The organism is Cellulosilyticum lentocellum DSM 5427 (assembly GCF_000178835.2).
Lineage (GTDB): Bacteria > Bacillota > Clostridia > Lachnospirales > Cellulosilyticaceae > Cellulosilyticum > Cellulosilyticum lentocellum.
Map to the genome: position 1 here is coordinate 1,548,934 of NC_015275.1, position 17,091 is coordinate 1,566,024.

The 17,091-nt window shown below is 33.7% G+C and carries 18 protein-coding genes and 1 other RNA gene; all 19 read left to right on the forward strand.

Annotated elements, in window-relative coordinates; translation table 11 throughout:
• Nucleotides 1-121 precede the first annotated feature (121 nt).
• The 19 genes from CLOLE_RS06980 to CLOLE_RS22910 all read left to right on the forward strand — a co-directional run bounded on the left by CLOLE_RS06980 (nt 122) and on the right by CLOLE_RS22910 (nt 17,063).
• The gene (locus CLOLE_RS06980; RefSeq protein ID WP_013656381.1) at nt 122-628 is read left to right on the forward strand and encodes an SEC-C metal-binding domain-containing protein; all 507 of its coding nucleotides are present in this window, start codon (nt 122-124) and stop codon (nt 626-628) included.
• Between the two features lie 71 nt (nt 629-699).
• Nucleotides 700-1,218, forward strand: coding sequence for a hypothetical protein (locus CLOLE_RS06985; RefSeq protein WP_013656382.1), 519 nt, complete (start codon nt 700-702; stop codon nt 1,216-1,218).
• A gap of 424 nt (nt 1,219-1,642) precedes the next feature.
• Complete coding sequence (locus tag CLOLE_RS06990; protein WP_013656383.1) at nt 1,643-1,960, forward strand: hypothetical protein; 318 nt, start codon at nt 1,643-1,645, stop codon at nt 1,958-1,960.
• Nucleotides 1,961-1,962: 2 nt separating this feature from the next.
• Nucleotides 1,963-3,000: a V-type ATPase subunit gene (locus CLOLE_RS06995; protein WP_013656384.1), complete on the forward strand. Its 1,038-nt coding sequence runs from the start codon at nt 1,963-1,965 to the stop codon at nt 2,998-3,000.
• 19 nt (nt 3,001-3,019) lie between these two features.
• Nucleotides 3,020-4,993 (forward strand): V-type ATP synthase subunit I, encoded by a 1,974-nt coding sequence (locus CLOLE_RS07000; RefSeq protein ID WP_013656385.1) that lies wholly within the window; start codon nt 3,020-3,022, stop codon nt 4,991-4,993.
• A 28-nt stretch (nt 4,994-5,021) separates the two neighbouring features.
• Complete coding sequence (locus CLOLE_RS07005; protein WP_013656386.1) at nt 5,022-5,462, forward strand: ATP synthase subunit C; 441 nt, start codon at nt 5,022-5,024, stop codon at nt 5,460-5,462.
• A gap of 84 nt (nt 5,463-5,546) precedes the next feature.
• On the forward strand, nt 5,547-5,855 hold the full coding sequence (locus CLOLE_RS07010) for a V-type ATP synthase subunit F (RefSeq protein ID WP_013656387.1): 309 nt from the start codon (nt 5,547-5,549) through the stop codon (nt 5,853-5,855).
• An 11-nt stretch (nt 5,856-5,866) separates the two neighbouring features.
• On the forward strand, nt 5,867-6,508 hold the full coding sequence (locus tag CLOLE_RS07015) for a V-type ATP synthase subunit E (RefSeq protein WP_013656388.1): 642 nt from the start codon (nt 5,867-5,869) through the stop codon (nt 6,506-6,508).
• The gene (locus tag CLOLE_RS07020; RefSeq protein WP_013656389.1) at nt 6,501-8,270 is read left to right on the forward strand and encodes a V-type ATP synthase subunit A; all 1,770 of its coding nucleotides are present in this window, start codon (nt 6,501-6,503) and stop codon (nt 8,268-8,270) included. Before CLOLE_RS07015 ends, CLOLE_RS07020 begins: the two co-directional genes overlap by 8 nt.
• Before the next feature lie 16 nt (nt 8,271-8,286).
• Nucleotides 8,287-9,672 (forward strand): V-type ATP synthase subunit B, encoded by a 1,386-nt coding sequence (locus CLOLE_RS07025; protein ID WP_013656390.1) that lies wholly within the window; start codon nt 8,287-8,289, stop codon nt 9,670-9,672.
• Between the two features lie 3 nt (nt 9,673-9,675).
• Nucleotides 9,676-10,293, forward strand: a complete 618-nt coding sequence (locus CLOLE_RS07030) for a V-type ATP synthase subunit D (RefSeq protein ID WP_013656391.1) — start codon at nt 9,676-9,678, stop codon at nt 10,291-10,293.
• A gap of 150 nt (nt 10,294-10,443) precedes the next feature.
• Nucleotides 10,444-10,635: non-coding RNA, 6S RNA (gene ssrS / locus CLOLE_RS22385), on the forward strand.
• Nucleotides 10,636-10,740: 105 nt separating this feature from the next.
• A complete protein-coding gene (locus tag CLOLE_RS07035; RefSeq protein WP_013656392.1) occupies nt 10,741-11,229 on the forward strand; it encodes an HD domain-containing protein in 489 nt (162 codons plus the stop codon).
• Nucleotides 11,230-11,311: 82 nt separating this feature from the next.
• Nucleotides 11,312-12,181 (forward strand): putative manganese transporter, encoded by an 870-nt coding sequence (locus tag CLOLE_RS07040; protein ID WP_013656393.1) that lies wholly within the window; start codon nt 11,312-11,314, stop codon nt 12,179-12,181.
• Between the two features lie 25 nt (nt 12,182-12,206).
• Entirely contained in the window at nt 12,207-12,629 is a 423-nt protein-coding gene (locus tag CLOLE_RS07045) for a Fur family transcriptional regulator (protein ID WP_013656394.1), read from the forward strand.
• Nucleotides 12,630-12,721: 92 nt separating this feature from the next.
• Nucleotides 12,722-15,142 carry a SpoIID/LytB domain-containing protein gene (locus tag CLOLE_RS07050; RefSeq protein ID WP_013656395.1) on the forward strand — a complete coding sequence of 807 codons (2,421 nt, stop codon included), beginning with the start codon at nt 12,722-12,724 and terminating at the stop codon, nt 15,140-15,142.
• Between the two features lie 100 nt (nt 15,143-15,242).
• Complete coding sequence (locus CLOLE_RS07055) at nt 15,243-15,467, forward strand: hypothetical protein (protein ID WP_013656396.1); 225 nt, start codon at nt 15,243-15,245, stop codon at nt 15,465-15,467.
• A gap of 13 nt (nt 15,468-15,480) precedes the next feature.
• Nucleotides 15,481-16,812, forward strand: coding sequence for a M48 family metallopeptidase (locus CLOLE_RS21725; protein ID WP_013656397.1), 1,332 nt, complete (start codon nt 15,481-15,483; stop codon nt 16,810-16,812).
• Between the two features lie 80 nt (nt 16,813-16,892).
• Nucleotides 16,893-17,063, forward strand: a complete 171-nt coding sequence (locus tag CLOLE_RS22910; protein WP_013656398.1) for a hypothetical protein — start codon at nt 16,893-16,895, stop codon at nt 17,061-17,063.
• Nucleotides 17,064-17,091 lie beyond the last annotated feature (28 nt).

Sequence of the window (17,091 nt, forward strand, 5' to 3'; positions counted from 1 at the left end):
CCAAGGGTGAAGCATACCATGACGATTGCTAGGGGAATAAAGAGAGTACGTAGTAAAGCCAGTAGTTTTAGTAATGGTGAAATCCTAGGCACATATTTAAAGTAAGAAAAGGAGAATACTAATGACATTATTTGAATTATGGAATAATTACGGTGAAGATGCAAAGGAAAGATCTGTAGAAGAATACAAAAAAGTTGTAGAAAACTACTTAGGTAGAGAAAGAGACGTTTATAGCCATCTTCTTTCTAATGTTGAAGAAGTGGTAGAAGGAACTATTGCAGAACTTGGTAAACGTTTTAATATGAACGAAGTAGAATTTTTAGGTTTTGTTGATGGTATTAATACAAGCTTAAAAAATGGTGAATATGATTTAACAGACTTTACAGGAGAATCAGCAGTAAGATTAGAATTTGACCTTAAAAAATTATACTGGAATATGTTAGACGCTAAAGCTGAATGGCTTTATGGTTTACCACAATGGAACACACTTTTAACAGCAGAAGAAAGAGAAGAAATTAAAAGAGAATACAATAAAACAAAAACAGTTGTTAGAGGTAAAAAAGTAGGACGTAACGAACCATGTCCATGTGGAAGCGGTAAAAAATATAAACAATGCTGTGGAAAATAACTGCTCATATGAGCAGTTATTTTTAGAATTCTGCAAAGCAAGTAGCATTTAAAGTGGAAGGGAGCCTCAAAATGGATATAAAGTGGTCCTATTATTTAGTTGTTATCATTTATGTATTAGTACTTGGCCTTCGTTTGACTAATATGATGAGTACAAGAAGATTTAAGAATCAATATAAAGAATATAAAACAGTATTTTCTATAAAAAAGGATTTCTTTACAACTGTAAGTACCGCATGTATAGTGACAACAATAGCTATTAATGTAGCGGCGCTCATAGGAGGAAGGCCCATCAATAAGGATAGCATTATCATTACATTACTTGTAATAGGCTTTACTATTATTAATAGTTGTTATACTATTATTTTCACAGAAGCAACAACAAGTGTGTGCTGGTTAGGGTATGAGCTAAAACAAGGAGATCTTGAAGACGTAAAAATCAAAGAAGGACATTTAAAAACAACAGTTAATATGACATTAACCAGAGAAATAGATAGTTATAATTATGCTAAGCTAGTTGTGTTTGGAAAAAATAAAAAGGCATTAGAAACAGTTTTAGAGGATTTAAAAGTAAAAAAAGTAACTGAGTAAGAAAGCGCTTATTCTACAAATAGTATTGTGGAATAAGGGCTTTTTTTGATGTTAAGAAAGGATAAAGAAAATGATAATGGCTATTAAATAGGTAAATAATGATTTCTAAAAAAGGTATTACAAGATTAATGAAAAACGAACTAAAACTCAAATGGTATTAGGAAAGATATACAGATGTAAAAGTAGAAATTAGGCAAAATACAACAAAAGAATAAAAAATGCATAAATAAAAGTGCTAAAATTAGTCGAATTAAACATAACAAGATAGATATAAAATTATAATCATGTTAATGAAATGTATATAATTAAAAAATAATCTTCCTTTTTTAAAATAAAGTGATAGAATAATAAAAGTAATAAAATTAATAAAACAAACAACACTAGTAAGAACAGAATATAATGCTATTTTAAGTGAGGGATTGTTATGGAAGATATCATTAAACAAATTGTTCAAATTGACTCTGTAGCTCTGAATACCAAAAAAGGAAATGAAGAAGCCTTAAGGTTAAAAAAAGAACAATATGAAAAAGAAATCGCAAGTTATAGACAAGATACGTTACAGAGAGCTCAAGAAAGAGCAAATGAAATCTATGAGCAAATTGTAGCAACTGGCGTAAGTAGGCACAATCTCGAAGAAGAAAAGTGTAAGAAAACTGCTCTTGCTGTAGAAAATCGTTATTTACAAATAGAGGAACAATTATTACAAGAAGTCTTTGAAGAACTTCTCGGAGTGGAGGGATAATAATGAATCCTTTTGCAGCATATAGAGCAATTAATACTAAGATTCACGGGAAAAGAAGAGTACTTCTTAACCAAAGTGAATGGTCAAAGGCTATTGAGTACAAGAGTATAACTCAAATGATTGACTTCCTAAAGAAAAGAGATGGTTATAAAGAGTTAATAGAAGCCCATAAGGGTGAAGAACTCCATCGTGCTGATTTAGAGATGTTATTAGACGGTTATGTTGTAAGCCAAATAGAAGGGATGCTTCACTATTTTTCAGGTAGCTATAAGGAATTTTTTAAAACTTTTCTAATGGAATATGAAATTAGTGACCTACAGTTACTTCTTAGAATTATTTCAAGAAATGAAGATTTAGAAGAAGTTCGCCATTTATTTGTTCACTCTGAAAGATGGGGAATATCTCAGTATAATAAATTACTAGCTTGTAAAACAGTATCTCAATTTGTTGAGGCTCTAAAAGGAACAATCTATTATCAAGCTGTTAAAAATATTACTCAAGACGACATGGATAAAAGAGAATTTCATATGGAAATGCAGCTGTATATTCTATTTTATAAAATGTTAATGGAAAGAGCTAGCAAACTAAGTAAAGCTGATGAAGCAATAGCGAAAAAAATAATAGGTACAAAAGCTGATTTTATTAATGCCCAATGGATTTATCGAGCAGTTAAATATTACGATATTTCATCAGAAGAAATTCTTATTTACAGCTTACCTTGTGGAAACAAGTTGACTTATAAAAAGCTTAAACAATTAAGTTATGCAAAAAGTGTAGATGAGTTAAAGAAAATGATACAAGAATACCTAGACTATCCTCTATTTGAAAAAAATGAGGATGCCTTTCTTCATTGTATGGCTGATCGTTATCTATTGAAATATGTAAACAAAATAGGAAGAGAAGGCGAGAGTATTCAAGCACCTATAGCCCATATTTATACTTTACAAATAGAAGTAAATGATTTAGTTGCACTAACAGAAGGTGTGAGATATGCTTTGTTAGAAAATGAGCTAAGGAAGTATTTAGTTCATACAATATAATGAGTGGAGGAAGTTGCACATGGCTATTGAGAAAATGAAACTCTTAAGTCTAGTAGGCGCCCTAGATGAAGAATATGCAATACTTCAGGAGTTAGTACTTTGTGAAAAGGTACATTTGAATTTAAGTCATAGCGAAGCTTACGATAATAATTATTTAATGCATGAATATGAGGCTATGATACCAGCTAGCAGTAGCGTAAAAGAAGAAAATTATGCAGAACTTGAGAGTAGTTATTATAACATTTTATCTAATTTAGAAACTATGGCTATAGATTTAGAATTACCAATGCATTTTATTAAAGAAGATATAAAGGCATATACTAGGCAACAAGCACTTGAGGATTATGAAAAAGTACAACAAAGTATTGGACCCAATATCGAGGCAATTAGTGAAAAAAGAGAACAAATGAAAACACTGGAAACACTTAATCAGAATTTAAGTTGTATTAACAGAGACATTGATTTTGCAGAGCTCAATCATTTGAATTACTTTAAATATCAAGTGGGGATGCTTTCTAGAGATAACAGATTACATATTAAGAAAAATCAAGAGAACATTAGTGCACTTATTTTTGAAATTGGAGAAATTGAGGCATCTAGAGAAGACATTTATATTATTTTTTATTTAAGGGAATTGGAAGAGGAAACAGAAAAACTACTAAAATCTTTAAACTGGAATAAGTTAGAACTTCGCCCTGGTGCAGAGGGAGAAGTAGTTGCTTGTAGAAAAGAAAATGAAAGTAAGATAGAAATTCTGAAAAAGCAAATTGAAAGACTAGAAAAAAATATCTTTGAAAATAGAGGGGAACTTATTCTCCTTTTAAATAAAATTTATACCAGAATAAAGCTAGAGCTTAAAATTATTGAACTAAAGAAACAAGTCTTTAGGGGAAATAATGTATTTGTACTTTCTGCTTGGATTAGATCCAAAGATTACCGCAGACTGGATGAGCGCATCGGTGATGTCACTGATAAATATGTCATGATGGCTAAAAAACCAAGTGAGTTAGCTCAAGATGTAACACCACCAACCAAGCTTAAGAATAATTGGTTCTTTAGGCCGTTTGAACTTATTGTGCAGCTATATGGTTTACCAACATATCATGAAATAGATCCAACACCATTCCTAGCTATTACTTTTTGCCTGATGTTTGGTATTATGTTTGGTGATATTGGCCAAGGTTTTATTTACTTTCTAGCTGGCTTTTTGATTAGCAAGAAGATGGAAACAGCAGGGGGTATATTAAAGCGCTTAGGTGCAACTTCAATGATTTTTGGATTTGTTTATGGTAGCGTTTTTGGTTTAGAACATTTGCCAGTTATTTCTGATATTGCCCTTGTCCAAGGAGGCCCTTTGAATAAAGCTAATATTATGCCGATTTTAATTGTAGGTGTAGCTTTTGGTGTGGCAGTGCTTACTATATCTTTCTTGATGGGAATTATTAATGCTTTAAAAAGGAAAGATTTAGAGCAAGCATTTTTTGGGAAAAATGGTATTGCAGGATATATATTCTTTATAGGACTGATTTCAGTGGCGTTATGCTTAGTAAAAGTAATTCCAGTCCCAGTATATGTACCTGTATTAGTAATGCTGCTCATGTTAGTGGTTATGGTTTTCAAAGAACCACTTGCACATTTAATGGAGGGCAAACGTCCTCTCATACATGGTGATAAGGGGTCTTACTTTATTGAAAGTGGGTTTGAAGGTATAGAAACCATACTTTCAACTTTAAGTAATGCCATTTCCTTTATTCGTGTGGGTGCTTTTGCACTTAACCATGCGGGTTTATTTATGGCTTTTTCTGTTATGGCAGAAATGGTACCAGGGATTCCACTTAAGATTATTATTTTAGTACTTGGTAATGTACTCATTTTAACGTTAGAGGGATTAGTCGTATTTATTCAAGGATTAAGACTTCAATATTATGAAATGTTTAGTAAGTACTTTGGTGGCGATGGTATAGCCTATGAACCAATTCAATTAGAAAAATAAATGTTTTTATATGAAAGGATGAATAATAATGATGCAATTAGTAATCGTTTTAGGGACAATGATAGCAGTAGGAACAATTCTTTATGGCGTAAAGGCAATGAAGAGTAATAAAACAGGAAATTTAAGAACACAATTACTAACATCTATAGGTTTATTTTCAGCTATGGTAGTAGCTTTTGTAGTAGTAGGTGCTGATCAAGTTGTATTAGCAGCCACAGCAGAAACAGCTAATACTGCTGCAGCTACTGGACTTAGTTTAGGTGATGGTTTTAAATATTTAGCAGCTGCTCTTAGTACAGGTCTTGCAACTATTGGTACAGGTGTTGCCGTTGGTTCAGTTGGTTCATCAGCAATTGGTGCGGTATCAGAAGATCCTACTATTTTAGGTAAAACTTTAATCTTCGTAGGTATGGCAGAAGGTATTGCTATCTACGGTATGATTATTTCTATCTTAATCTTATTTATCTAAAAGATACCAATTTGAGTGTAAGTGACTAGCTTTATAGCTAGCCACTCCGCCAACTGGCGATATCAAATAAGGAGGCGGAAGTAAATGAAATCCTTTTTAATTAGTGATAATCATGATACCTTAGTTGGAATGAGACTCGCTGGTATTGACGGCATCGTGCTTCATCAAAGAGAAGAAGTGCTAGAAAGCTTAAAAGCAGCAATGAGTAATCCTGACATAGGTATCATTATTCTTACAGAAAAAATAGTTGATTTAGCCCATGATGAAATTATGACTTATAAAATTAAGTATAAAAAACCATTAATTATAGAAATTCCAGATAGACATGGAACGACTAGAGGCTCTGACGTTATAACAAATTACGTAAGAGAGTCTGTAGGCATTCGCATATAGAGGTGAGAAGAATGGTTACGATTGAACAAAAACTAACACTGTTTTCAAAGTTGTTACATCAAGACATCAAAGAAGAAACTGATAGAAAATTTTATGAATTAGAAAAAGAATATGAGAAGATTAGTGCGGAAAGCAGACTGTGTACAGATAAGGAAGCTAACGAACTTATAGAACAAGCTAAGAGAAAAGCTGAGAGCAAGAAAATCGAGCTGATTAGTAAAGGTAAATTATGTAGTAAAAAAGAAACGATGTTAACGAAAGAAAAGGTTGTAGAACGTTTTATAGCAGCTTTAGAAGAGCGAATTAAAACATTCATTTTAACACCTGACTATAAATCTTATTTAACCAAAGTTATTTCAGGATTAGGTTCTTTAAAAGGTTATGCTAATCCATTGGTTATTTATGTAACAGAACATGACCTTGAAACAAATCAAGAATTTATTAAAGAAGCTTTAATGAAAATTGGTATTTCTTCTAACAAGCTATCTTTTAAACAAGTGGGAGAAGAAATATTAGGAGGACTTATTATCGAAGACCCAGCACTTAATATGCGTATCGATGAAAGTATACTTGCCATGCTTGAAGAGAATAAAGATAGCATTGTAGAGAAGATTACATTAGCAATTGGAGAGGTAGGTGGCAAAGATGAGTAGTGGTTTTGGTATTGTAGAACTCATTAACGGCCCAGTTGTTAAAGGTACAGGTATGGCTGACTTTAAAGTCAATGAAATGGTAACAGTAGGTGAAAGACAACTCATAGGTGAAGTTGTTTCATTACAAGAAGATATTGCAACTGTTCAAGTTTATGAAGAAACAGAAGGACTTAGTGCAGGGGAGCATATTACCTCTACAGGGGCACCACTTTCATTAAGCTTAGGACCTGGGATGCTTAGTAATATGTTTGATGGTATACAAAGACCATTAAAAAAAATACAAGAAATTTCTGCTGACTTTATACCAGAAGGTATTGGTTTACTTTCTTTAGATGAAGAAAAACTTTGGGAAGTTAAAGTAACTGCAGAAGTAGGTATGACTTTAAGTGCTGGTATGGTCTATGCAACTGTACAAGAAACTGAGAGTATATTACACAAAATTATGGTGCCACCTTCTATAAAGGGGACTGTTGTAACGGTTAATCCTAGTGGTGAATATAAGCTAAATGATACTATTATCGTTTTAGAACTAGCTAATGGTGAAACAATGAACTTAACATTAGTACAAAAGTGGCCAGTAAGAAGACCAAGGCCGATTAGTAAGAGAGTACCTATTTACAAACCACTAGTAACAGGGCAGCGTGTTATTGACACCTTTTTTCCTATTGCTAAAGGTGGAACTGTAGGTCTTCCTGGTGGATTTGGTACAGGAAAAACTGTAACGCAGCATCAATTAGCAAAATGGAGCGATGCAGATATTATCGTTTATATTGGTTGTGGAGAACGTGGTAATGAGATGACTAACGTTCTGGAAGAATTCCCAGCTCTTATTGACCCACGTACTAATCGTCCCTTAATGGAAAGAACCATATTAATTGCTAATACTTCTAACATGCCAGTTGCTGCACGTGAAGCAAGTATTTATACAGGAATTACCATGGCAGAATATTTTAGAGATATGGGATATGATGTAGCGATTATGGCCGACTCTACTTCTAGATGGGCAGAAGCGCTTCGTGAAATATCAGGGCGTTTGGAAGAAATGCCAGCAGAAGAAGGTTATCCTGCTTATCTTCCTTCAAGACTTGCCCAGTTCTATGAAAGAGCAGGTTGTGTAGAGACTTTAGGTGGAGATGAAGCTTCAGTTACTATTATCGGTGCTGTTTCACCAGCGGGTGGAGATTTCTCAGAACCGGTAACAGAAAATACAAAACGTTTCGTAAGTGCCTTTCTTGCACTAGATAAAAAATTAGCTTATGCAAGACACTATCCTTCTATTAACTATTTAACAAGTTATAGTAGTTATGTTTCTATATTAGAGAATTGGTATAGTGAAAATGTAGCACCAGATATGCTGAGCTTGCGTGCTAAAATGGTACGTTTATTACAAGAAGAAGAAAAATTGAATGAAATTGTACAATTAGTGGGTGAAGACGTACTTCCTAATGATCAATGTCTTGTACTTGAAATTGCAAGAACGATTAAGAAAGGCTTCTTACAGCAAAATGCCCTACATAAGGATGATACTTACGTAAGTTTAGAAAAACAATATAAGATGCTACATGTTATCGATGACTTATATGAGAATGCGCTTAAATGCGTTAAAATGGGTATTCCTTTATCTACTATACGTAAGGAACAAGTTTTTGAAGATGTTGTTAAGATGAAATATGATATTCCAAATGATCATATTGAGTTATTAGATGAACTTCGAGGCCGTATTGTTAGTGACTATGATGCATTAATGAAGAAGTACCAATAAAGGAAAGGGGAAAAATATGAGAAAAGAATACTTAAAATTAAACAAAGTAGAAGGGCCCCTCATTGTCCTTTCCAATATAGACGATGTTGCTTATGATGAAATGGTTCATATTAAATTAGACAATGGGGAAATGAGAAAAGGTAAAGTTATTAAAGTAGAAGGTAAAACCGTTGTGGTTCAAGTTTTTGAAGGTACAGCCGGTATTTCTACAGGTAATGCTTCTGTTAAGTTTACAGGAGAGCCTTTAAAACTTCCTTTATCAAAAGAAATATTAGGACGTTCTTTTAATGGGATAGGTGAGCCTATAGATGGTGCTTATCAAATTATCTCTAAGGACAAATATAATGTTAACGGACGTCCTATTAATCCAGTAGCACGTCGTTATCCAAGAAACTTTATTCAAACAGGTGTTTCTGCTATTGATGCATTAATGACACTTATTCGTGGTCAAAAACTACCTATTTTCTCTGGTAATGGTATTGCTCATAATGAATTAGCTGTTCAAATTGTTAAGCAAGCTAAGATTGAAGGAGCTAATGCAGATAACTTTGCTGTTGTCTTTGGTGCAATGGGTGTACGTCATGATGATGCATCTTATTTTACACGTAGTTTTGAAGCAGCTGGGGTACTTGATCACGTTGTTATGTATCTTAATCTTGCAGATGATCCTATTACAGAAAGAATTTCTACACCACGTTGCGCATTAACTGCAGCAGAATACCTTGCATTTGAACAAGACATGCATGTATTAGTCGTATTAACAGATATGACTAGCTATAGTGAAGCACTTCGTGAAATGTCTTCAACTCGTGGTGAGGTACCATCTCGTAAAGGTTATCCAGGTTATCTTTATAGTGACTTATCTACGATCTATGAAAGAGCAGGAATGCTAGAAGGAAAACAAGGGTCTATTACACTGATTCCTATTTTAACCATGCCAAATGATGATATTACTCATCCTATTCCGGACTTAACAGGCTTCATTACTGAAGGTCAAATTGTATTAAACCGTGTACTTAATCAAAAAGGGATTTATCCACCGATTGATATTTTACCATCACTTTCTCGTTTAATGAAGGATGGTATCGGAGAAGATTATACAAGAGAAGATCATGCTGCTTTATCTAACCAAATTTTCTCATCTTATTCCAAAGTGCAAGATGTACGTTCTTTAGCACAAATTATAGGAGAAGATGATCTAGGTGATATAGATAAGCTTTATCTTACATTTGGTAGAGTTTTTGAAGAAAAATTTGTTGCCCAAGGTGCTCATGAAAATCGTACGATTATGGAAACTTTAGATTTAGGTTGGGAGATTTTATCTATATTACCAAAATCCGAGCTTGACCGTATTGAACCAGAACTTTTAGAGAAGTACTATAAAGGTGAAAAGGAGAGGTAAGCTATGGCTGTTCTCGTTGCACCTACTAAATCTAACCTTATTAAAGCTAAAGCAGCACTTGATTTATCTAATAAAGGCTTTGAGTTATTAGATAAAAAGAGAAATGTCTTAATCAAAGAAATGATGAGCCTAGTAGATCGGGCAAAAGCTATTCAAGGAAATATTTATGTTACCTTGCAAGAGGCCTATGATCAACTTCAGAATGTCAATATTACAACAGGTATTAAGAATGTAGAAAATATTACGCGTAGTATTCCTAAGGATGAAGAATTTGATATTCTTTTAAAGAGTGTTATGGGGGTCGATATTCCTACTATTAAGTATTCAAAGATGCCTGTAAAACCTAGTTATGGTTTTCATAACACGAATCCAGCACTAGATGCAGCAGCAGAACGTTTTAGAACTGTACGTTATATGATGTATGAATTAGCAGAAATTGATAACTCAGTTTTTAAGTTAGCTAAAGAGATTCAAAAGACTCAAAAAAGAACCAATGCACTGCAGCATATTCAAATTCCACGTTATAAAGAACAAGTAAAATATATACAAGAAGCACTAGAAGAAAAAGAAAGAGAAGATTTCTTTAGACTTAAACGCGTAAAGAAACGTTCAGCACAATAAATAAGAAGACATAAAAATCTAATTTGGTTTTTATGTCTTTTTTGATTGCCATTTTAATTGAATAAGGTAAGGAAGTTATTGGAATCTATTAGGAGAAAAATAAACTTGCAAAAAAGGTAGAAAATGATATAATGAAGGTAACAAAAGACAAATTACCTGGGGTGTACGACAACCTGTTATTTTGAACCTACAAATTATGCACGGGAACTTGATTTACTTACTAGCTATGTCAGGCCACAAGATAATTCCCTTTGGGCAGTGGAAGGCAGAATAAGTAAGAAAGGTACCCACCTAGAGTAGTCTAGGGCGTCAAAATCGCAGGACCGGCATTTTGGGCATTGTATGAGCATCAACCTATAAGAGGTTGATGCTTTTTTGCTAATAAAAATAATGACTAAATACATAAAAATAAGAAAAACATAATACACTGAAAGAAAGGAGCAAGATATGGTTTATCGTATTAAGCAGTTTGTTTGGGCTATGGTGGCTAAGATGAGTATAGAGGAAAAAGAATTTGTAAATCATTACTTATCTGAGAAAGAAAAAGAACTCTTTTACAAGCTTAGGGTTTATGAACAAAAACATAGTTTACGCGTCGCTAATGCGTTAAAAAAAAGAGCAGGAAAAGACCAACAAGTAGAATATATACGTTTAGGGCTGCTACATGATATTGGAAAAAGTGAATATCCACTCAATCCCATAGAGAAAAGTATTATAGTCGTATTAGATCACTTAACAAAGGGAAAAATACAAAAAATGAGCCATTTGAAAATGGTGAAATGTTATTATTATCATGGGAATATAAGTTATAATCTTTTAAGTGAGGCAGGTGACTATAATCTTTTGTTCTTAGAAGCAATTAAAGATCATCATAGCGCTAAGGAGACATCTAATTCATTACTTAAAGCTTTAAAAGAATGTGATGATTTAAGTTAATTCTTGTGAAACTATTGCAAATGATTCGCAACAAAGCTATAATGAAAATGTAAATGCAAGTTATTTGCATATAGGAGGTCTTATGGAATTAATAATAGATGCTTTATTAGATAGTATAAAGCTATTACCGTTTTTATTTTTAGTTTATTTACTTATAGGTTATTTAGATAGCAGTACAGATAATCGTTTATATAGGAGGTTAGTAGGCGCTAAATGGTTAGGTCCTATTATAGGAAGTACGTTAGGATGCTTACCACAATGTGGCTTTTCTGTGGTAGGAGCTAATTTATATAGTAGAGGTATGATTAGTATAGGTACCTTGTTAGCTATTTTTATTTCTACTTCAGATGAAGCCATTCCCATTTTATTTGCTAATCCTGGTATGCTGAGCAGTGTAGGAATTGTACTTGGTCTAAAATTTATTATTGCAATCTTTATGGGGTTAGTGATTGAAGCCATAATGAGAATGTTAGGAAGGTCTACTTTAACACCCAAACAAATGGTATCTGAAAACGTGGAAGTACAAGGTGGATGTAAATGTCAAGACGGATGTCATAGTCATAATGGTGGGATTTGGAGAAGTGCACTTTTACATACTGTAAAAGTATTTATGTATATTTTGGTGATAAATCTTATACTTAATGCTATAATTGAAGGGATTGGTGAAGATTCATTAAGTCAAATCTTACTATCCAATAGTATGTGGCAACCAGTGCTTGCAGCATTAGTAGGGCTTATTCCTAATTGTGCAGCTTCTATCGTTTTAACAGAGATGTATATTGCAGGTACATTAAGTTTAGGCTCGCTTATTGCAGGATTAATACCAGGTGCAGGTATGGGGCTCGTTATTCTTTTTAAAGCTAATAAGTCTTTTATAGAGAATATAAAAATTTTAGGAATACTATATGTGACGGGTGTTATATTTGGTATGCTACTACAAATGATTTCATAAAGTACTTTGCAAGTGAGGGATAAATATGAAGCAAGAGCTATTAGCAAGTTTAGGGATAAAAGTAACTAAGCAAAGAAAAGTGATAGTAGCTATTCTTGAAAAAAGTAAAGAGCCTATTACAGCAGAGGAAATTTATAGCTGTATTGATGTACAAGAAGGCATTAATTTTTCGACTGTATATAGGACCCTCAATACCTTGGCTGAAAAAGGTGCGGTTACTAAGACAGGTGAACCAGGAGGAAAAATTTATTTTCAGCTCAAAGAGCATCATCATGCACATGAGTTAGAATGTTTAGCTTGTCATAAGCATATCATGATAGATGAGTGTCCAGTGGAAAGTTTCAGCCGGACTTTAAATAAGGAAACGGGTTTTGTCGTAACAGAACATCATTTACAATTAAAAGGTTTGTGTGCTGAGTGTGCAAGCCATTCCGATAAAAGTGTCTAAGCTTATAAGCTTAGGCACTTTTATTATTTTGTTCTTACATAAGACAAGCTAGCATAGACTGTAGTATAAGGAGTTACTAAGGAGGCAAATAAATGAGCAGAAATATGCATCGGGTTAAGCGCTATAAGAGGCGAGTAAAACGAAGAGGGAAAAGAAATGATGCAACCTTATGGGCGGTTCTCTTTATAGTAGCGCTATGGTACTGTTTGATAGGACGAGAGCTTTTACCAGGATTTTTTTTAGGGAGGGAAGTAGTAGCTGTAAGTGAAGAAAGCAGTTTGTATGAAGTACCTTGTACACAAGCTAATATGGCAAAACTTTTGGCATGTACATTAGATGAGAAAGAAACAACAGGTAAGCAGGAAGACAAATCTGAGACGACTTGGTATAGTTCATATTATGCAAGTTTGCAGCAACAAGGTTTTAAGGCGTTAAATGAGAAGGAGGCTCTCCAATTAATGGATGAACAAACTCTAAGTAAAGTTTTATCAGAAGTAGTTGGAGAAGGCTATGAGGTTACGGCAACTAAGAGTGAAGCTAATAAAGATAAACATTTAAGCATCCATGAGGTCATTAATACCTATTATTCAGCAATGAATCAAGTAAAGAAGGATTCTCATATGAAGTACATAACCTTAGTCATCTTAGCAACGCCTTCAGATGAACAGCTGGGAGCATGGCAAGTCGTTACTGACCAAGGTACCTTCGGATTTAAAGGATTGATTTTAGAGCCACTTAAAAATCAGACGATACAGATAGCAGTAAGGGGGCAAGAAATATTAGGCGTCATGAAAGTGATAAGCAAAGAAGGTACTATAGAGAATTGCGAAATTAAATTAGTAACTGACCAGATAGTTACAGCAGTAGTCAAAGGGAAGAGTATAAGCTTTCAAAATAAAGGAGTAGATCTCCAGCAAGAGGGGAGTATTGGCAAGCTCACTATAAGTAGCGAAGGAGCAATTGCATATGAACCAGAAATATATGGAGAAAAAGATATCGTAACAAAAGTAACTAGCAATACTATAACTTTAGAAAAAGCAGGCGTATTAAATTATAAAGACGTAACAATTTCTGACAAAACGGATTTAGGAAATTATACGTCTATTAACCAGTTACCCTATGGCGTACAAATTGCTTATCAAAAAGAAGGTAATGAGCTTGTTGCACTTCAGGTAATAGGTAGAAGTAATAGAGAAGGCTTGAGAGTGGTACTTGCTAATAAAGAAGGAAGCTATGTTCATAAACAAGTAAAATTAGTAAGTACAGCAGAATATGATCTTATATATAATGGGGAAACATCTAAACTAGCACCAGAAGAAGTATGGGATAGCCAGACATTTAATTGGAATAAGGAGGCTGCAGTGGTACGTTTGGTGCCAAAAGGAGACACTGCTATGAAGCTTTTGACTGTAAATAAAAGTCAAGGTTTTCCTAAATATAAAGGATGTATGGAAATAACAAAAGTACAAGATGGCTATCATATTGTGAATGAAGTGGATATGGAAAATTATGTAGCAGGTGTTATTCCTAGTGAAATGCCAACAAGTTATGGGATTGAAGCATTAAAGGTGCAAGCTATTGCAGCTAGAACCTATGGGGTAGCTAGTAAGGAAAGCAGTAAGTTTGTTCAGTACGGTGCACAAATCGATGATACAACAGCCTCACAAGTTTATAACAATTTAGCACCTAATCCATTAGCTTATGAAGCAACAGCGGCTACTGAAGGAAAAGTATTAACTTACAAGGGAAAACTATTAAGTAGTAAGTTCTTTGCTACTTCTTGTGGTTACACGGCTAATTATGGAGAGGTATGGGCAGCAGGAGAAACCTTTCCTAGTGATACACCACCCTATATGATGGCTGAAAAGCAGTATACAGGTGACAAGATGGTAGAGAATATGAAGGAAGAGAAGACGGCTTATCAGTTTTTTAAGCTAACAGCAGCGGATATAGATGCTTTTGATGAAAATTCACCTTGGTTTAGATGGCAGGTACAGTTATCACAGGAGGAATTGAGTACTTTAGTTAATAATGCTATAAGTAAGCTTACTAATGACTATCCAGCACTAATCAAAGTGAAAGTAGACAATGAGTGGAAGAGTCAAGGTATAGAAGGTATCGGGGAGATTCAAAATCTGCAAGTAGTTGAAAGAGGAGAAGGTGGAAATGTAATGACTCTTATTTTAAAAGGGTCTAAAGCAACTATTAAAGTATCAACAGAGTACGTGATTAGGCGATTACTTGGTGGTGCTGGTAATCCAGGAGTTGTAGTAACAAGAAGTGATGGTAGTATCACGAATCCTATGTCACTTTTACCAAGTGCTTTTTTTGCACCTGATATTACCTATAATAATCAAGAGCAATTAAAACAGATTGTTTTGTATGGTGGTGGTTTTGGTCATGGCGTAGGTATGAGCCAAGATGGTGTAAGAGGAATGGCTGAAATGGGGTATACTTATGATGTGATATTAAAACATTTTTATAAGAATGTAGAAATAGTAACTTATCAATAGGTGGAAGGCTATCTTGATAAAATAAGTATATATGTAGTTTAATAAGATGGTATAATAGTCTTAATATAAAATATATTTTATCAAAAAGGTTGGGATATAAATGAACATTTTTACACAGCTAATAGAAATTGATAATAAGATAGCCTTAGCCAAGGAAAAGAAAAAACAGCAACAGCTTTTTCAAGTAGGTATCACAGAGCAAATGAATGTTAACTTTTTTAATAATGAAGAAAGTTTTCGAGTGAGCCCATTAATAGAAGCACCTATACCAGAAAAAGAAAAAGTTACTCCTCTTATTTCCGGATTTGGACCATGGGTATGGTAGAAGGGGAGAAAAGATGAATCAGTATAGCTTATTATGTATTATTTATCAAATAGTAAATGAGGAAGATAGAAAACAAGTTTTAGAACTTGTAAGTAAACAGGAGTCTTTTAAAAATTTATCTTTTGGAACAGTCACAGAGGGAAAATACCAGTTAGAATTGCTCTGTCATCAACTTTCAAAGGCTCAAAAATTGATGATATATAATTATGGATATTTATATCAGTACTTAAAGGGCAGTATGGGTATAGAGAAGTTCGCTGAAAAATGGGGGAGGCTGTTACAACTTGAAAAAGCTGATATGAAAACCATAGAAAAAGAATGGAGCGAAGAAAGGGTAAATTACATTAAAAATAGATGTAAAGAAAAGCAATATACGTCTGTGCAATGTATTGTGGAGCCAGAAGAATACATAGAAGAGTTTATTACTAGGCTTATAGAGCAGCTATTAGTTGAAGTTTATAGTACGGATATAGATGAAAGGGAAGCAGGGAGAATTACACAAAGAATCATTTTGACAAATCTTGACGCTATGGAATATGAACATCCAGAAGATCATCGTTTATTAGAAGTATTACGTGGTAATAAGATGCTAGAGGCACCCCTTAAATTGTTTGTAGAGTATGATATAGAACGATTTATTAAGGTTCAGTATACAGGCAGTAATATTAAAGTAACACCAACCAATATGCCTTATATTTATGAAGCTGTTAAAACAGCTTGTCGTATATTAAATCTTAATAAGATGCCAGATGTTTATGTGCAACAAGGGTTTCAAATCAATGGTTGTACAACTGGTATTGAAAATCCTATCATTATATTAAATGCTGGATGTTTAAGTCTACTGGATTATGATGAATTACTGTTTATCATAGGGCATGAGATAGGGCATATTAAGAGTCAGCATTTAATGTATCATATGATGGGACAAGCATTGCCATATTTAGCGGAAATAGCAGCTCAAATGACATTAGGGTTTGGCAGTATCATTGGAGCAGGACTTCAAATTTCTTTATATAATTGGTATAGAAAGTCAGAACTTACGGCAGATAGAGCAGGCCTACTGGTTTGTCAAAGCCACAAAGCAGCTATTAAGGCGTTAATGAAATGTGCAGGTTACCCACCACAATTTTATGGGCATATGAATGAAATGGATTTCTTAAAGCAAATGGAGCAATTTGAGAACTTAGATTCAGAGGCTTATAATAAAGTGGTTAAGGTATTAAGCTCTTTGTATCAGACACATCCTTGGACAGTACTAAGAGCTAAAGAGCTACATGAATGGTATAAGCAAGGTGAATATGATCAGATTATAAGTAGAAAGATCTGTTTAACAAAAGTAAGATAGGAATAGTTGAAATCAGAACGATTTATTTATAAAATAAAGTAAAAAGACTAATCTTGTAAAGACAGAAGGCGAGTGAGAATATGTTTTGTAAGCGTTGTAAAGAAAAAGGGAAAGTAAGAAAGCAAGTCCTTATTCGTTGTAAGCAGTGTGGGGAAGAGACATATGTACCACTTTATAACAATGATAAGTGTCAAAAATGTAATGAAGCAGCAAATACCTGTGAAGAATGTGGTAGGAAAATAGATTCATAAGTAAAAAATAGAATAATATATACAACTA